A 15,588-nucleotide genomic window follows, 5' to 3' on the forward strand; every position below is an offset into this window, starting at 1 on the left:
GCAGCCATGGTGGCAGACCGCCGTCCGGGGTCGCTCGGAGTGCTCGTCTGCCCGGCGCAACCCTCCCCTCACGTCAGGGTATGGTCGCTGGCAATGTCCCTCGCACCGCTCGCCCCCGCGGCACCCACCGTCCTCACCGCGCTCCGGTCGCCCCGGCTCCTCACCCGTGAGGTCCTGGCCGGCGTGGTCACGGCACTCGCCCTCATCCCCGAAGCCATCTCCTTCTCGGTCGTCGCCGGGGTCGACCCGGCCGTCGGCCTCTTCTCGAGCGTCGTCATCGCGGTGGTCATCTCGATCGTCGGCGGGCGACCCGCGATGATCTCGGCCGCAGCCGGATCGGTCGCGCTCGTGATCGCTCCGCTCGTGCGCGACCACGGCGTCGCCTACCTCGTCCCCGCGGTGGTGCTCGGCGGTGTGGTCCAGCTGGTGCTCGGCTTCCTCGGGGTGGCCCGACTGATGCGCTTCATCCCGCGCAGCGTCAACGTGGCCTTCGTCAACGCGCTGGCGATCCTGATCTTCACGGCGCAGTTGCCCAACCTCCTCGGCGACGACGTCCCGTTCGTGGTCTGGCCGCTGACGGCGCTCGGCATCGGCATCATCGTCGCGTTCCCCTTCCTGACCAAGGCCGTCCCCGCGCCGTTGATCGCGGTCGTCGTGGTCACGGCGATCACGATCGTGTTCGGGGTCGCGGTGCCGACGGTCGGCGACGAGGGCTCCCTGCCGACCGCGCTGCCCGGGTTCGGCGGCATCACGGTCCCGCTGTCGCTCGAGACCCTGCAGATCATCGCGCCGTACGCGTTCGGGGTCGCGATCGTCGGCCTCATCGAGACGCTCCTGACCGCGCAGCTCGTCGACTCCCTGACCGAGACCCGGTCCAGCGGCTGGCGCGAGTCGTGGGGCCAGGGCATCGCCAACATCGCCTCGGCGTTCTTCGGCGGCACGGGTGGCTGCGCGATGATCGGCCAGACCGTGATCAACGTGAAGACCGCCGGCGCCCGGACCCGGGTGTCCACCTTCACGGCGGGCGCGGCGGTGCTCGTCCTGACCATCGTGCTGCACGACCTCGTCGCGCAGATCCCGATGGCGGCCCTGACGGCCGTGATGCTCATGGTCTGCGTCGCGACCTTCGACTGGCACAGCGTCCGGCCCCGCACGCTCGGGCGGATGCCGCTCGGCGAGACGGCGGTCATGGTCGTGACCGTCGTGGTGGTCGTCGTCACCCAGAACCTCGCGACGGGTGTCCTGGTGGGCGTGGTCGTCGCGGCCCTCGTCTTCGCCCGTCGCGCGGCGCACGTCGTGTCCGTGGTGCGCGAGCCGGTCGACGAGCGCACCGTGCGGTACCGCGTGCACGGGGCCCTGTTCTTCGCGTCGTCCAACGACCTGGTGACGCGGTTCTCCTACGCCGAGGACCCGGAGCGGGTGATCGTGGACATGTCGGGCGCGCACGTGTTCGACGCCAGCACCGTCGCGGCACTCGACGGCGTGGAACAGCGGTACGCGCGACACGGATCGACCGTCGAGGTCGTGAACCTGAACACCGGGTCGGTGGCACTGCACGGCCGACTGACCGGACGGCTGGGCTGACGGCAGCGACCGAGCGGGGCCGAACGGTCGCAGGGGCTGAACGGTCGCACATCCGGTGAATCCGCTGTGGGGCGGGTGATGACGGTGGAGCGACCTAGACTGGAACCCATGCCCGCGACACGGATCCACCTCGTCCGGCACGGCGAGGTCCACAACCCGGGGCGCGTGCTCTACGGCCGGTTGTCCGGCTTCGGGCTCAGCGAACTCGGCGCCCGGATGGCCGGTGCGTCGGCGACCGCCTGGTACGACGCCGGGGTCGACGTCCGACGGATCGTCGCGTCGCCGTTGCAGCGCACGCAGGAGTCCGCGGCGCCCTGGGCCGCCGCCTACGGGCTCGAGGTCTCGCTCGACGAGCGCCTGATCGAGCCCACGAACCGCTACGAGGGCCAGCGCCCCGGCTTCACGAAGCGCTCCATCGGACGCCCTGCGGAGTGGCCCTGGATCGCGAACCCGTTCCGGCCGAGCTGGGGCGAGGCCTACGAGTCCATCGCGAACCGCATGCTCGCCGCGGTCGCCTCCGCCTGGGAGAGCGTCGACGGCGGCGACGTCGTCCTCGTCAGCCACCAGCTCCCCATCTGGACCGTGCACCGCAAGCTCGCGGGGGAGCCGCTCTGGCACGACCCGCGCAAGCGTCGGTGCGACCTGTCCAGCATCACGACCCTCGAGCGTGTGCCCGCCACCTCGTCCGGTCGGTTCACCGAGGTCGGGTACGCGGACCCCGCGCAGTCCCTGCGTGCGTCCGCGGTCGACGAAGGAGCAGTCTGATGTCCGCACGCAGCCGGATCGCCGCCGTCGCGGCCTCGGCGGTGATCGCAGCCCTGGCGCTCGCCGGGTGCTCGTCGTCGAACGACGACCTGTCCCGCCAGTACGGCAGCGGCACCACCCAGAACTACATCTCCGGCACCGGTGCGGTGACCGAGGTCGCGACGGACGAGCGGAGCGCCCCGGTCGACTTCACGACGAAGGACACCGACGGCGACACCGTCTCGGCGGAGGAGCTCCGCGGCAAGGTCGTCGTGCTCAACTTCTGGTACGCCGGCTGCCCGCCGTGCCGGGCCGAGGCGAAGTACCTCAACCAGGTGCACGACCAGTACGCCGACGACGACGTGGTCTTCGTGGGCGTCAACGTGCGTGACGAGGAGGGCACGGCGGCGGCGTTCGAGCGCACCTTCGGCGTCGACTACCCGACCGTCCTCGACGCCCGCGACGGCACCGTGCAGCTCGCGCTGTCCGGGCAGATCGCTCCGAACGCCGTGCCCGCCACGATCGTCCTCGACAAGCAGGGCCGCGTCGCCGCCCGCGTCCTCGGCGCGATCGACGGCAAGAGCATCCTGCAGACCCTGGTCAGCGACGAGCTCGACGGCAAGGCGTCCTGACCCGTGCCCGGCAACCCCTTCGCGGACGCGATCCTGAGCGGCCAGATGCTGGTCGCGTTGCCCGTGGCAGCACTGGCCGGACTCGTGTCGTTCCTCTCCCCGTGCGTGCTCCCGCTCGTACCGGGCTACCTCGGGTACGTCGGCGGGATCGCCGAGGGTGGGCAGCGCCGCGGTCGGGTCGTGCTCGGCGTCGTGCTCTTCGTGCTCGGCTTCACCGCGGTGTTCGTCGCCTACACGACGGTCTTCGGTGCGCTCGGCTTCTGGCTCGTCCGGTGGCGTGACCTCATCACGCAGGTCCTCGGTGTCGTCGTGATCGCGATGGGCCTGGTGTTCATCGGACGCTTCACCTTCCTGCAGCGCTCGATCAAGCCGTCGTGGACCCCCGCGACGGGCCTGGTCGGGGCGCCGCTGCTCGGCATCGTGTTCGGCCTCGGCTGGACCCCGTGCCTCGGGCCGACGCTCGCAGCGATCAACCTGCTCAGCGTGCAGTCCGGCAGCGCGTGGCAGGGCATGTGGCTCGGCGTCGCGTACTGCCTCGGGCTCGGCATCCCGTTCGTCCTCGTCGCGCTCGGCGCCGGGTGGGCGACCGGCGCGATCCGCATCGTGAAGCGTCACATGCGCACCGTCAACATCATCGGAGGAGCGATCCTGATCGTCATCGGTCTGCTCATGGTCACCGGCATCTGGTCGGCCGTCATGTCGAGCCTCGGGGCGGTGATCCAGAGCTTTGTCCCCGCGGTCTGAGCGCGACACCACCCCCGAGCGGTCGGGTAGCGGACCGGGGTCCGCGGACGACGTGTCCGCGGGCGCCGACCCGATGCGGCCGTCCGACCACGTCGACAGTGCCGCACCGGCCCCCGGAGCGGACGACGGCCCGACGCAGCCGAAGCTCGGGTTCGTCGGCTACGTCCGCTTCTTCTGGCGGCAGCTGACGAGCATGCGGACGGCGCTCTTCCTGCTCATGCTCCTGGCGCTCGCGGCGATCCCGGGATCCCTCGTGCCGCAGCGCACCGCCGACCCGAACGGCGTCGTGCAGTACAAGGCGGACCACCCGCAGCTCTTCCCCGTGCTCGACACACTGCAGGTCTTCGACACCTACACCTCGGTGTGGTTCTCGGCGATCTACCTGCTGCTGTTCGTCTCGCTCATCGGGTGCATCGTCCCGCGCACGAAGCACCACTGGCAGGCGCTCCGGACGCGACCGCCGAGGACGCCGGTGCGTCTCGGCCGACTCGCCGGCTACCGGTCCGTCCCGGTCGAGGCGGACGCGACCACGAGCCTCCCGTCCGTCGACGACGCCGTGACCCGCGCGGCGGCACTGCTCAAGCGGTCCGGCTACCGGGTCGAGCGGTTCGGCGACTCCGTGAGCGCGGAGCGCGGGTACCTGCGCGAGACCGGCAACCTCGTCTTCCACGCGGCGCTCGTCGGCGTGCTCGTGGCGGTCGGCCTCGGCGGTGGCTTCAGCTACACCGGGCAGCGACTCCTCGTCGAGGGGCAGACGTTCTCGAACGTCCTCGGCTCCTACGACTCGTTCAACCCCGGCCGCTGGTTCCGGCAGACCGACCTGCAGGGCTACAACCTGACGCTCGACAAGTTCACCACGACGTACGAGGAGAAGAACCTCGACGCCCTCGGCCAGGCACTGGACTACTCGGCGACGGTGACGAGCCGCGAGAAGGGCCAGGAGCCGAAGACCGGTCGCATCGGCGTGAACGACCCGCTGTCGGTCGGTGGCACGAACGTCTACCTGCTCGGCAACGGCTACGCGATGCAGGTCACGATCCGCGACGGCAAGGGGAACGTGGCGTTCCAGGACGTCGTGCCGTTCCTGCCCGAGGACGCGAACTACACGTCCACCGGCGTCATCAAGGTGCCCGACGCCTCGCCGTCGCAGCTCGGGCTCGTCGGGTTCTTCTACCCGACGGCGTCGAAGCTGTCGACCGGTGCGTTCGCCAGCGCCTACCCGGACGCGCAGAACCCGCTCCTGACCCTGCAGGTGTACCGCGGCGACCTCGGTCTCGACAGCGGCGTCCCGCAGAGCGTGTACTCGCTCGACACCAGCGGTCTCGAGCAGATCGCCGGGCGGCAGTCGACGACCCCGAGCATCGAGCTGAAGCCCGGCCAGACGAAGACCCTGCCGGACGGTACCGGCTCGATCACCTTCGACGGCGTGAAGCGCTACGTCTCGCTCGACGTGCACCACGACCCCTCGCAGGCGTTCGTCGCCGGGTTCGCGGTGCTCGCGGTGCTCGGCCTGCTCACCTCGCTGTTCGTGCCCCGCCGCCGCGTGTGGGTGAAGGCGGTCCCGCGCCGGGGAGCCGAGCACGGCGAGTACGACCTCGAGTACGCCGGCCTGGCGCGCGGCGAGGACCCCAACCTCGAGCGCGCCGTCGACGACATCGCCAAGAGGCACCTGTCGGACCTCGGAGTTAGGATCCCTGCGTGAACCCGGACATGACGACCAACCTCGCGACCTACTCGGTCGTCCTGACGTACTCCGCGATGGCGGTCTACGTCATCGCGTTCATCTCGTTCGCGCTCGACATGGCGAAGCGGTCGGGTCAGGTGGCGTCCGCCTCGGCTGCTGCGCCGGCAGCGCCCGCCGCGCGCACCGTCGCGACGGTGCAGGGCGGGACGGTCGTGCTCGAGAAGGTCGAGGCCGACCGGGGTCGCCCCGGCGGCGGCGGGACGAAGTTCGAGCGGGTCGGCATGGCGATGACGATCCTCGCGCTCGTGCTGCACGTCGGTGCCACGGTCCTGCGCGGCATCGCGGCCGACCGTGTCCCGTGGGGCAACATGTTCGAGTTCTCGCTCACGGGCACGGCGCTCATCACGCTGATCTTCCTGCTCGTGCAGCTCTGGCAGAACCTGAAGTTCCTCGGTGTGTTCATCACCGGTCTGACGATCATCCTGCTCGGCATCGCGACCGTGAACTACTGGGTGCCCGTCGTGCCGCTGCAGCCCGCGCTGCAGTCGTACTGGCTGGTCATCCACGTCTTCGTCGCGATCGCCGGGACGGGCTTCTTCGCCCTCGGCGCCGGGCTCGCCGTGGCGCAGCTCGTGCAGACGTACCGCCAGGGTCGTCCCGCGTCGAAGCAGCTCCGCTTCATGGAGACGCTCCCCGACGCCGAACGGCTCGAGGTCCTGACCTACCGCGTGCTGCTCGTCGGCTTCGTGCTGTGGACCTTCACGCTCATCGCGGGTGCGGTCTGGGCCGAGCGCGCCTGGGGCCGGTACTGGGGGTGGGACACCAAGGAGGTCTGGACCTTCATCATCTGGGTGGTCTACGCCGGGTACATCCACGCGCGTGCGACCCGCGGGTGGCGCGGTGCGCGGTCGTCGTGGCTGGCGCTCATCGGGTTCGCCGCGGTGATGTTCAACTTCTCGGTCGTCAACGTCTTCTTCAAGGGCCTGCACAGCTACTCCGGCCTGTGAGGCCGACCGGGCGTCGCTGCGGCGGCGACCCCGGGACGGGAGGCGCGGTGCCATCGGGCACCGCGCCTCCCGTCCGTCGTGTCCGGGCGTTCCTGCCTCGCGAGAGCGGGCACGATCTGTCACGCTCGGCGGTCGAGGCCGACGAGTCTCGCCCGTCCGGCGGACGTGAGCGGCACGTCCTGCGCGCTCGTCGCCGCCCGGACACCGTTCGGTCGGTTGCTCCCTCGTCGTCGCCCGCGGCAGCCCGGTCTACGCGGCGGCGAGCAGGGCGTGGACGCGCTCCAGCCGCGCGAGCCACCACGCCGTCCGCTCCGGCGATGCCGCGTTCCGCTCCAGCAGCTCCCGCGACACCTCCGCACGGCGGACCGGCACCCGACCGTCGACCGGCAGCAGTGGCGTGTCGGTGACGTCCGTCTCGAACATGGCCGCCGTCCCGAGCCCGGCGGCGTAGCCGGGGCTCATCGCCGCCGCCGCGAGGAACGCCCCGGTCCCGAGCCCCACGGACGTGTCGAGCGCACTCGACACGACGCACGGCAGCCCCGCCTCGGCCACGATCGCCCGTGCCGCGGTGACCCCGCCGAGGGGCTGGGCCTTCACGACGAGCACGTCCGCCGCCCCCGCCCGGGCGACGGCGAGCGGGTCCGAGGCCCGGCGCACGCTCTCGTCCGCGGCCACGGGCACGTCGAGTCCCGCGATCCGGCGTCGGAGCTCAGCGAGTTCCGGCACCGACCGGCACGGCTGTTCGGCGTACTGGAGTCCGTACGGCGCGAGTCGTTCGAGGGCCTCGACGGCCTGGTCGACGGACCAGAGCCCGTTGGCGTCCACCCGGACGGCCGCTCCCGGCCCCATCACCCGACGGACCTCGGCGACGCGGGCGACGTCGTCGTCGGTGCTCGTGCCGGGCTCGGCGACCTTGACCTTCGCGGTCGTGCAGCCGGGGTAGCGGGCCAGGAGGTCGGCGACCGCGTCCGGTCCGACGGCGGGCACCGTGGCGTTGACGGGCACGGCGTCGGCGGCGGGGTCGTGCTCGGTCCACCCGAAGTCGATCGTGCTCCGGAGCCACGCGGTCGCCTCCCGGTCGTCGTACTCGACGAAGGGCGAGAACTCGGTCCACCCGGTGGGTCCGCGGAGCACCAGGGCCTCGCGGACGGTGATGCCGCGGAAGCGGACGCGCATCGGGAGTGCGACGACGTGGGCGTCGGCGGTCAGGTCGGCGAGGTCGGGGAGCACACCCCATCCTCGCGCACGGGCAGGTGCGGTGCCCGGACGCGGTGGGCGGCAGGGGCTGGTCGCGCGTCCAGCGCTCCCGCCGGTTCCTCGGAGCCGACCGCCAGGGCCGGGCACTAGCATGCACCGGTCGGCCCAGCGCCGGCGTCGTCACGGACCACCGTGGCGCGTCCGTGAGGGGACCGAGGAGAGGGAGGGCCGGTGGCGTCGGATCCGCAGCAGCGCGCAGCCGCGCAGCGTGCAGCAGCGCAGCGTGCGGCCGCGCAGCCGACCGCGGCCCAGCGCGCGGCGGCCCAACGTGCCGCAGCCCAGCGCTCGGCAGTGCAGCGCTCCGGTGCCGCGCGACCGGCGGCGCCGCAGCGCGCCGCCGCCCCCGGGACGACACGGCCGACAGCGAGCGCCGGGAGCCGGTCCGGTGACACCGGCGACTTCGAGCGGCTGATGCAGCGGAACACCGTCGACGCCCGGGCCCTCGAACGGTCCGCCCGGCGGCGTCGGAACCCGATCGTCGGCAAGATCGCCCTCGGGCTCGCCGTCGTCTCCGCCGCGGTCGACGCGAGTGCGTTCGCGGTCTTCATGGGCGGCGACACCACCTTCGCGTTCGGCATCTGCTTCGTGGTGGTCTTCCTCACCCTCATCGCTGCGGTGCTCGGCTTCATCGCCGCGGTCGGGTCGTTCGGCCGTTGGTACGGCGCGATCGGGGTCGTGCTCGCCTTCTTCGCGAACCCGGTCATCCTCATCGTGCTGCTCGTCGTCCTCGTGCCCGAGGCCCTCTCGGGCACCTAGCGCGGGACGGCACCGCACCACGGCCCGCCTCGGGCGCGGGCCGGCGCCGGGCGCCGGGCGCCGGCGATACGGTGGGCACATGGCTGCTCCCGTCTCCGACCTGTTCGACCCCGACGTCTGGACCGCCGCACCGGTCGCTGAGCACTTCACCGACATCACGTACCACAAGCACGTCTCGCAGGGCATCGTCCGCGTCGCGTTCGACCGGCCCGAGGTCCGCAACGCCTTCCGCCCCCGCACCGTCGACGAGCTGTACCGCGCCCTCGACGACGCGCGACAGGACCCCCGCGTCGGTGTCGTCCTGCTCACGGGCAACGGCCCGAGCCCGAAGGACGGGGGCTGGGCCTTCTGCTCCGGCGGTGACCAGCGCATCCGCGGCCGCAGCGGCTACCAGTACGTCGGCGACGAGGGCGCCCCGCCGGAGGGCGTCGACCCCGCTGCCGCCCAGGCGTCGATGGGGCGGCTCCACATCCTCGAGGTCCAGCGCCTCATCCGCATGATGCCGAAGGTCGTCATCGCCGTCGTGCCCGGGTGGGCCGCCGGCGGCGGGCACTCGCTGCACGCAGTCGCGGACCTGACGATCGCGAGCGCGGAGCACGGCCGGTTCAAGCAGACCGACGCCGACGTGGGGTCCTTCGACGGCGGGTACGGCAGCGCCTACTACGCCCGCCAGATCGGCCAGAAGCTCGCGCGCGAGGTCTTCTTCCTCGCGGAGGAGTACTCGGCGCAGCGCGCGTACGAGATGGGCGCGGTGAACAGGGTTGTCCGGCACGAGGACCTCGAACGCGAGGCGATCCGGTGGGGCGAGACGATCCTCGGCAAGTCCCCGACCGCCATCCGCATGCTCAAGTACGCGTTCAACGCCGTGGACGACGGCATGGTCGGCCAGCAGGTCTTCGCGGGCGAGGCGACGCGCCTCGCCTACGCCTCCGACGAGGCGGTCGAGGGCCGCGATGCCTTCCTCGAGAAGCGCCCGCCGGAGTGGACGTCCTTCCCGTGGCACTACTGACCCCGCGGGCCCACCGGTGAACCGCGCGCTGGTCGCCGTCGGCGCGTCCGACCCGTCGGCGGTGCTGCGCGGCCTGGAGGCTGCCCTCGCCGGCGGACCCGCGCTGCTCCCCGTCGCCGAGGACGGCCCGGCGCTGCCCACGCGCCCGCCGTCGCACGTCGCCCGCCGGGTCGCCCTGGTGGTCGAGACGAGCGGTTCCACCGGGACCGGCAAGCGCGTGGCACTGTCGTCGGAGGCGCTGCTCGCGGGCGCCGCGTCCGCCGACGCGACGCTCGGCGGGCCCGGCCGGTGGCTGCTCGCGCTGCCGACGCACTACATCGCCGGGCTCAACGTGCTGACCCGATCGGTCACGGCGGGCACGACGCCCGTCGTCCTCCCGCCGGGACACTTCGACGGCCGGGCGTTCGCCGACGCGGTGGACCGGCTCGACGTCGGTCCCGAGGCGCCGCGGCGCTACACCTCGCTCGTCCCGGTGCAGCTCGCCCGCGTGCTCGACGACCCCCGCGCCACCGCCGCCGCGACCCGCTTCGACGCCGTGCTCGTCGGGGGCCAGGCCACGCCCGCACCGCTCCGGCAGCGTGCCCTCGACGCCGGTGTCCGGGTCGTCACGACGTACGGCGCGAGCGAGACGAGCGGTGGCTGCGTGTACGACGGCACGCCGTTCGGGACGGTCCGCGCGGAACTCGTCGACGGCGCCCTCGAACTGGCCGGCCCGATGCTCGCCGAGGGGTACCTCGACGACCCCGAGCGCACGGCCCGTACCTTCGTCGAGCGCGACGGCCACCGCTGGTACCGGACCGGCGACGCTGCGACCGCCGACGACGACGGACGGCTGCGGGTGCTCGGGCGGCTCGACGACGTCATCGTGTCCGGTGGCGAGAAGGTCCCGCTCGGGGCGGTGGAACGGCGCGTGCGCGAGCTCGCGGGCCAGGACGCCGCGGTCGTCACGCGGCGCGCGTCCGGGGAGTGGGGCGAGGTGCCCGTCGTCGTCACGGAACGTCCGCTCGACCTCGACGAGGTCCGCGCCCACGTCGCAGAGACCCTGGGCCGTGCGGCCCGTCCCGCGGAGGTCCTGGTCGTCGACGCGGTGCCGATGCTCGCGTCCGGCAAGCCCGACCGCCGGGCCGTCCGGGCACTCGCGGACCGCGGGGGCGCACCGACCCCCTAGCGGTCACGGATACGATGGTCGGCCGTGGCACGTACGAAGAACAGGACCCCGGTCAAGGGCCGCAGCGGCAACCCGGCGAAGGCCGCGGCACCGCAGCGCACGAAGCAGCGGGCGACCGCGAGCGACTGGATCGGCGGCGCCCGGCTCCGGACCCTCACGCTCGGTGTCGTGCCGGTCGTGCTCGGCACCGGCGTCGCGTTCGTCGACTCCGGTGAACCGGGCGACTTCGGTTCGTACCTCGGCCGCGACCACCACCTGGCGGTCGCCCTGCTCGCGCTCGCGGTCGCGCTGTTCCTGCAGATCGGCGTGAACTACAGCAACGACTACTCGGACGGCGTCCGGGGCACCGACGAGTTCCGCGTCGGCCCGGCCCGGCTCACGGGTGCGGGGCTGGCGAAGCCGCGCACCGTGCTCACGGTCGCGCTCACGTTCTTCGGACTGGCGGCGGTCGCCGGACTGGTGATCGTGCTGCTCACCGGCACGTGGTGGCTGCTCCTCGTCGGGGCGGCGGCGATCGTCGCGGCCTGGTACTACACGGGCGGGAAGAAGCCCTACGGCTACAACGCCCTCGGCGAGGTCTTCGTCTTCGTGTTCTTCGGGTTGGTCGCCGTGCTCGGCACCCAGTACGTGCAGATCCAGGCGGTCACCACGAGCGGCTGGGCGGCTGCGGTCGCCGCCGGGTTCTTCGCCTGCGCCGTGCTCATGGTCAACAACATCCGCGACGTGGACGAGGACCGACAGGCCGGCAAGCGCACGCTCGCCGTCGTGGTCGGCCGACCCGTCGCACGGGTCCTGTTCGGCCTGTTCCTGATGCTGCCGTACGTGGTGCTGCTCTGGTTCGTGCTGCTGTACTTCCGCACCGGCTTCGCGTACTTCTCGCTCCTGCTCGCGCTCCCCGCGCTCGCGATCGGCGTCTCGTCCCGCAAGCCCCGCGAGCTCATCACGGCGCTGCAGCTGTCGTCGTTCGCGTCGCTCGCCTACGGCGTGGTGCTCGGCCTGACCCTGGTCCTCCTGCCGTAGCGGCGTCGGACGCGGGGACCGAGGTCGAGCCGCCGCTCGACCTCGGTCGCTCGAACGCCCGCACGAACGACGAGGACCGGGACTAGTCCTCGTCGTGCTCGCGACGCGCGCGGTGCCGGTCGGCGTCCGAGACCGCTCGGTCGGCGGCGGGCGCACCGGTGTCGGCCGCGTCGGTGTCGGCGGCGTCGACGAAGTCGTCCTCGAAGTCCGAGTCGGCGTCCCGCTCCGGTCGACCCCGGCGAGCGGCGATGTCCGAGGTCACCCGACCGCGGAGCCCGGGCAGCGCGATGTACGACACGAGCAGGCCGATCAGCGCGGCGCCGATCGCCGCCCAGTACCACCGCAGGCCGATGACGAACAGGACCGCCAGCGCCGCGGCGAAGATGCCGAGTCGGGCAAGGGTGTAGACGAGCCACGCTTTCACCCGATGATCCTACGTGGCGTCGTTCGTGCACCGGCTGACGGGCAGCCCGGTCCCAGGCGCGCTGCCTAGAGTCGTCGCATGGTCCGTCTGTGGTTGATCATCGCCGTCGCCGCCGTGGCCTTCACGGTCTACGCGGTCATCGACTGCGCGACCATGCCGCGGCAGCGCATCCGCTCCCTGCGGCGCGGGTGGTGGATCCTCCTCGTGCTCGTCCTCCCGGTGCTCGGTGGCCTGCTGTGGTTCGTGCTCGGCCGGGCGCCCGCCACCCCGGGGCCGACGCCCCGGTACCGTGGACCCGAAGACGACCCCGACTTCCTCGGTGGCCCGCGCGGCCCCGGGACACTCCGCACCGGAACGGACCAGGACGACGAAACCCTCCGAGACCTCGAGGACCAGTTCCGCGATGAACGACGCGACCGCGACGAACGAGACGACGACCGCCCCGCCGATCGCTGACGGGTCCGCGGGGTCCGGCAGCGCTGCCACCGACTTCGCCCTGGCACTGCTGCGGGAACTCGCCCGTGCCGGGGTGACCGACGTCGTCGTCAGCCCGGGCTCCCGGTCGCAGGCGCTCGCCCTCGCGGCGGTCGCGCTCGAGCGCGCGGGCGGCACGACGGTGCACGTCCGGCTCGACGAGCGGACCGCCGGGTTCTTCGCCCTCGGGCTCGCCGTCGAGTCCGGCCGTCCGGCCGCGGTCGTCACGACCTCGGGCACCGCCGTCGCCAACCTGCACCCGGCCGTGCTCGAGGCGCACCACTCCGGCGTGCCGATGGTCGTCCTCTCCGCCGACCGGCCGGACGAGCTGCGGGGCATCGGCAGCAACCAGACCACGGTCCAGCCGGGCATGTTCGGCCCTGCCGTGTCCTTCGTGCGCGACGTGCAGGCGCCCACCGCGGACGGCGCTGTCGACGCGGGCGCCGTCCGGACGCTCGCCCGGGAGGCCGTCGCCGTCGCCGCCGGGTACACCGGGCAGCCCGGTCCCGTCCAGCTGAACGTCGCGTTCCGCGAACCGCTCTCCGCCGGGCTGCGTGCCGAGGACGTCGCCGCCGTGCCGCACGACGAGGTCGACACCGACCACGCCCGTCGTCGGGTGCACGCCGGACTGCCGGTCGTCGAACTCGCGCCGGACGACGAACCCGCGACGGTCGTCATCGCCGGACACGACGCCGGCGAGGACGCCGAACGGATCGCCTGGGAGCTCGGTGCGCCGCTGCTGGCCGAGGTGTCGAGCGGCGCGCGGTTCGGGCGCAACCTGGTCGTCACCTACCGCGAGCTGCTGCGCGACCCCGAGCTCGGCGGAGCGGTCCGTCGCGCGGTCGTCCTCGGACACCCGACGCTCAGTCGCGAGGTCCCGGCCCTGCTGCAGCGGGCCGACGTCGAGACGATCGTGGTCCGCGGACCCGGGGCCGACCCGTTCGACCCGGCCCGTGCCTCCCGGCCGGACGCCGCGACCACCTTCGTGTCCGACGTGCGCGTGACGGGGCGCACCACCCCGGGACACCGCGCGTGGGTCGGGCGGTGGGTGACGACCAGTCGCGCGCTCCTCGGGGACGGTGACGCCGGTCCGGACCTCGACGCGAAGCGCTCGGGGGACCGCGCCGAGCGCAACCGGTACCTGCGCGACGAGGTCGCCCTGCGTCGCAGGCCCGTCGACCGCACCATGCTGGTCGACGCCGTCTGGGGCGCCACCTGGCCGCACGACCGGCTCGTCCTCGGTGCCTCGCAGCTCATCCGTGTCGCCGACGCGCACGTTCCGGGCAAGAAGGTCCGGGTGCACGCCAACCGCGGTCTCGCCGGCATCGACGGGACGGTCTCGACCGCACTCGGCATCGCGGCCGCGCTCGAACGGACGCCCGACTCCGTCGGCACCACGCGGGTGCTCGTCGGCGACCTGACCTTCCTGCACGACCTCGGGGCGTTCGTCACCGGGACCGAGGAGCCGACCCACCGCGTCCAGGTCGTCGTCGGCAACGACGGTGGCGGTGCGATCTTCCGCGGGCTGGAGGTCGCCGCGACCACCCCGGAGCAGGACATGCGCCGCATGATGACGACGCCGCAGCACGTCGACGTCGAGCGTGTCGTGACCGGTCTCGGCTGGTCCTACCGACGGGCCGGGACGTGGGGCGACCTCGAGGGTGCACTCACCGATCCGGCCCAGCGCCTGGTGGTCGAGGTGCCGCTGACCGACTGACCACGGGGGCCAGGGACCGAAGGCCAGGGCTCAGGAGTCGGGGGTCGGCGAGCGCGTCGCGGATCGGACGGAACTTCAGTGCGGTCTCGGCGACCTCGCGCGCCGGGTCCGACCCCGCGACGATCCCCGCGCCGGCCCACGCGCGCACGGTCCCGTCGTCGTCGATCCGGGCGCTGCGCAGCGCGAGCATCCACTCGCCGTCGCCGTTCGCGCCGAGCCAGCCGACCGGCCCCGCGTAGCGACCGCGGTCGACGCCCTCGAGCTCGGCGACCAGTCGGACGGCGACGTCGGTGGGGGTGCCCGCCACGGCCGCGGTCGGGTGCAGGGCGTCGGCGACGTCGAGCGAGGTGGTGCCGACCGGCAGGGTCGCGCGGACGTCGGTGGCCAGGTGCCACAGGTTCGGCAGCTGGAGCCGGAACGGCTCGGGGTCCGCGCGGACGTCGGTGGCGACGGTCCGGAGCGCCTGCAGCAGGCTGGCGATCGCGAAGCCGTGCTCCTCGACGTCCTTCGCGCTCGACGCGAGGGCCTCGGCCGCGGCCCGGTCGGACACCGGGTCGTCGCCGCGCGCGGCGCTCCCGGCGAGCACCCGCGCCGAGAGCTCCGTGCCGTCGGTCCGGGCAAGGGTCTCCGGGGTCGCTCCGACGAGTCCGTCGACGGCGAAGGTGACGCACTGCGGGTAGGCCGCCGCCAGGTCGAGCAGGACCGCCCGTCGGTCGGCACCGGCGGGCAGCGTGCCGACCAGGTCGCGCGCCAGGACGACCTTCTCGGCCTCGCCTGCGGTGATCCGACGGACGGCGTCCGCGACGGACGCGGCGTAGGCGTCCTCGTCGACCCGGCCGGGGCCGAAAGCGACCGAGACGTGCCCGCCGACGGCCGGCACCGGCACCGAGGTCCGCGAGAACGCGAGGGGCTGCGGGTCCGGTGTCGTGTCGACGGCGGTGAGCCAGGCCTTGCCGCGGCGCTTGCCGATCACCACGCGCGGCACGACGAGCACGCTCTGCTCGGCGGAGTCGTCGGCGAACGCGAAGGACCCGAAGGCGACCAGCCCGGTGCCGCGCAGCTGCACGGGGTCGTCCACCGTGGCGCCCTGCACCAGGTCACGCCACACCGCCGACGCCTGCCGCATGCGGTCGGCTCCGGAGAACGTGAACCGGACCGCTTCGCCGATCCCGACGATGCCGTCACCGCTCCGGACGAACGCCAGCGGCGCGTCCCGCAGGGTGTGGCGCAGGACGTCCCCCGGGTCGTCGAGGATCCGGGTCGAGACCGTGAGCGAGGGGGCCGCCGTGGTGGTTCGGGTCACGGACCGATCGTACGCGCGCGGCGACCCGCCGGACCCCGGCCGGGCGTCCGGGCAGCCCGGGGCCG

General features: G+C 73.1%; 15 protein-coding genes. 12 read left to right on the forward strand and 3 right to left on the reverse strand.

What is annotated here, in order from left to right; genetic code table 11:
* Nucleotides 1-93 precede the first annotated feature (93 nt).
* The 6 genes from J2X59_RS01290 (at nt 94) to ccsB (ending at nt 6,395) form a co-directional block, all read left to right on the forward strand.
* The gene (locus tag J2X59_RS01290; RefSeq protein WP_066655289.1) at nt 94-1,584 is read left to right on the forward strand and encodes a SulP family inorganic anion transporter; all 1,491 of its coding nucleotides are present in this window, start codon (nt 94-96) and stop codon (nt 1,582-1,584) included.
* Nucleotides 1,585-1,692: 108 nt separating this feature from the next.
* Nucleotides 1,693-2,349 (forward strand): histidine phosphatase family protein, encoded by a 657-nt coding sequence (locus J2X59_RS01295; protein ID WP_326495431.1) that lies wholly within the window; start codon nt 1,693-1,695, stop codon nt 2,347-2,349.
* On the forward strand, nt 2,349-2,960 hold the full coding sequence (locus J2X59_RS01300; protein ID WP_066655286.1) for a TlpA family protein disulfide reductase: 612 nt from the start codon (nt 2,349-2,351) through the stop codon (nt 2,958-2,960). Before J2X59_RS01295 ends, J2X59_RS01300 begins: the two co-directional genes overlap by 1 nt.
* 45 nt (nt 2,961-3,005) lie before the next feature.
* Nucleotides 3,006-3,704 (forward strand): cytochrome c biogenesis CcdA family protein, encoded by a 699-nt coding sequence (locus J2X59_RS01305; RefSeq protein WP_251159651.1) that lies wholly within the window; start codon nt 3,006-3,008, stop codon nt 3,702-3,704.
* A gap of 73 nt (nt 3,705-3,777) precedes the next feature.
* Entirely contained in the window at nt 3,778-5,406 is a 1,629-nt protein-coding gene (resB, locus tag J2X59_RS01310; protein WP_251154660.1) for a cytochrome c biogenesis protein ResB, read from the forward strand.
* 8 nt (nt 5,407-5,414) lie between these two features.
* A complete protein-coding gene (ccsB, locus tag J2X59_RS01315) occupies nt 5,415-6,395 on the forward strand; it encodes a c-type cytochrome biogenesis protein CcsB (RefSeq protein WP_209685265.1) in 981 nt (326 codons plus the stop codon).
* A 249-nt stretch (nt 6,396-6,644) separates the two neighbouring features.
* On the opposite strand, the gene J2X59_RS01320 is transcribed toward ccsB, so the two are convergent.
* Entirely contained in the window at nt 6,645-7,625 is a 981-nt protein-coding gene (locus J2X59_RS01320; protein WP_066655283.1) for an o-succinylbenzoate synthase, read from the reverse strand.
* Between the two features lie 198 nt (nt 7,626-7,823).
* Here J2X59_RS01320 and J2X59_RS01325 point away from each other — a divergent pair, with 198 nt between their 5' ends.
* From J2X59_RS01325 to J2X59_RS01340, 4 genes are all read left to right on the forward strand, one after another.
* Entirely contained in the window at nt 7,824-8,408 is a 585-nt protein-coding gene (locus tag J2X59_RS01325) for a hypothetical protein (protein WP_066655281.1), read from the forward strand.
* A gap of 79 nt (nt 8,409-8,487) precedes the next feature.
* The gene (locus tag J2X59_RS01330) at nt 8,488-9,417 is read left to right on the forward strand and encodes a 1,4-dihydroxy-2-naphthoyl-CoA synthase (RefSeq protein WP_066655279.1); all 930 of its coding nucleotides are present in this window, start codon (nt 8,488-8,490) and stop codon (nt 9,415-9,417) included.
* 16 nt (nt 9,418-9,433) lie between these two features.
* A complete protein-coding gene (locus J2X59_RS01335) occupies nt 9,434-10,585 on the forward strand; it encodes an AMP-binding protein (RefSeq protein ID WP_326495432.1) in 1,152 nt (383 codons plus the stop codon).
* 24 nt (nt 10,586-10,609) lie between these two features.
* Nucleotides 10,610-11,605 carry a 1,4-dihydroxy-2-naphthoate polyprenyltransferase gene (locus tag J2X59_RS01340; RefSeq protein WP_235426349.1) on the forward strand — a complete coding sequence of 332 codons (996 nt, stop codon included), beginning with the start codon at nt 10,610-10,612 and terminating at the stop codon, nt 11,603-11,605.
* Between the two features lie 82 nt (nt 11,606-11,687).
* Here J2X59_RS01340 and J2X59_RS01345 read toward each other — a convergent pair whose 3' ends face one another.
* Nucleotides 11,688-12,029, reverse strand: coding sequence for a DUF4229 domain-containing protein (locus tag J2X59_RS01345; RefSeq protein WP_066655275.1), 342 nt, complete (start codon nt 12,027-12,029; stop codon nt 11,688-11,690).
* 78 nt (nt 12,030-12,107) lie between these two features.
* Between J2X59_RS01345 and J2X59_RS01350 the strand changes: the two genes are divergently transcribed.
* On the forward strand, nt 12,108-12,485 hold the full coding sequence (locus J2X59_RS01350; protein ID WP_251154611.1) for a PLDc N-terminal domain-containing protein: 378 nt from the start codon (nt 12,108-12,110) through the stop codon (nt 12,483-12,485).
* On the forward strand, nt 12,433-14,220 hold the full coding sequence (gene menD / locus J2X59_RS01355) for a 2-succinyl-5-enolpyruvyl-6-hydroxy-3-cyclohexene-1-carboxylic-acid synthase (RefSeq protein ID WP_326495433.1): 1,788 nt from the start codon (nt 12,433-12,435) through the stop codon (nt 14,218-14,220). The genes J2X59_RS01350 and menD overlap by 53 nt, the downstream gene beginning before the upstream one ends.
* On the opposite strand, the gene J2X59_RS01360 is transcribed toward menD, so the two are convergent.
* Entirely contained in the window at nt 14,171-15,523 is a 1,353-nt protein-coding gene (locus tag J2X59_RS01360; RefSeq protein ID WP_326495434.1) for an isochorismate synthase, read from the reverse strand. The genes menD and J2X59_RS01360 overlap by 50 nt on opposite strands.
* Between the last annotated feature and the right edge of the window lie 65 nt (nt 15,524-15,588).

The organism is Curtobacterium sp. 260 (genome assembly GCF_030803485.1).
In the GTDB taxonomy this organism is placed as follows: domain Bacteria; phylum Actinomycetota; class Actinomycetes; order Actinomycetales; family Microbacteriaceae; genus Curtobacterium.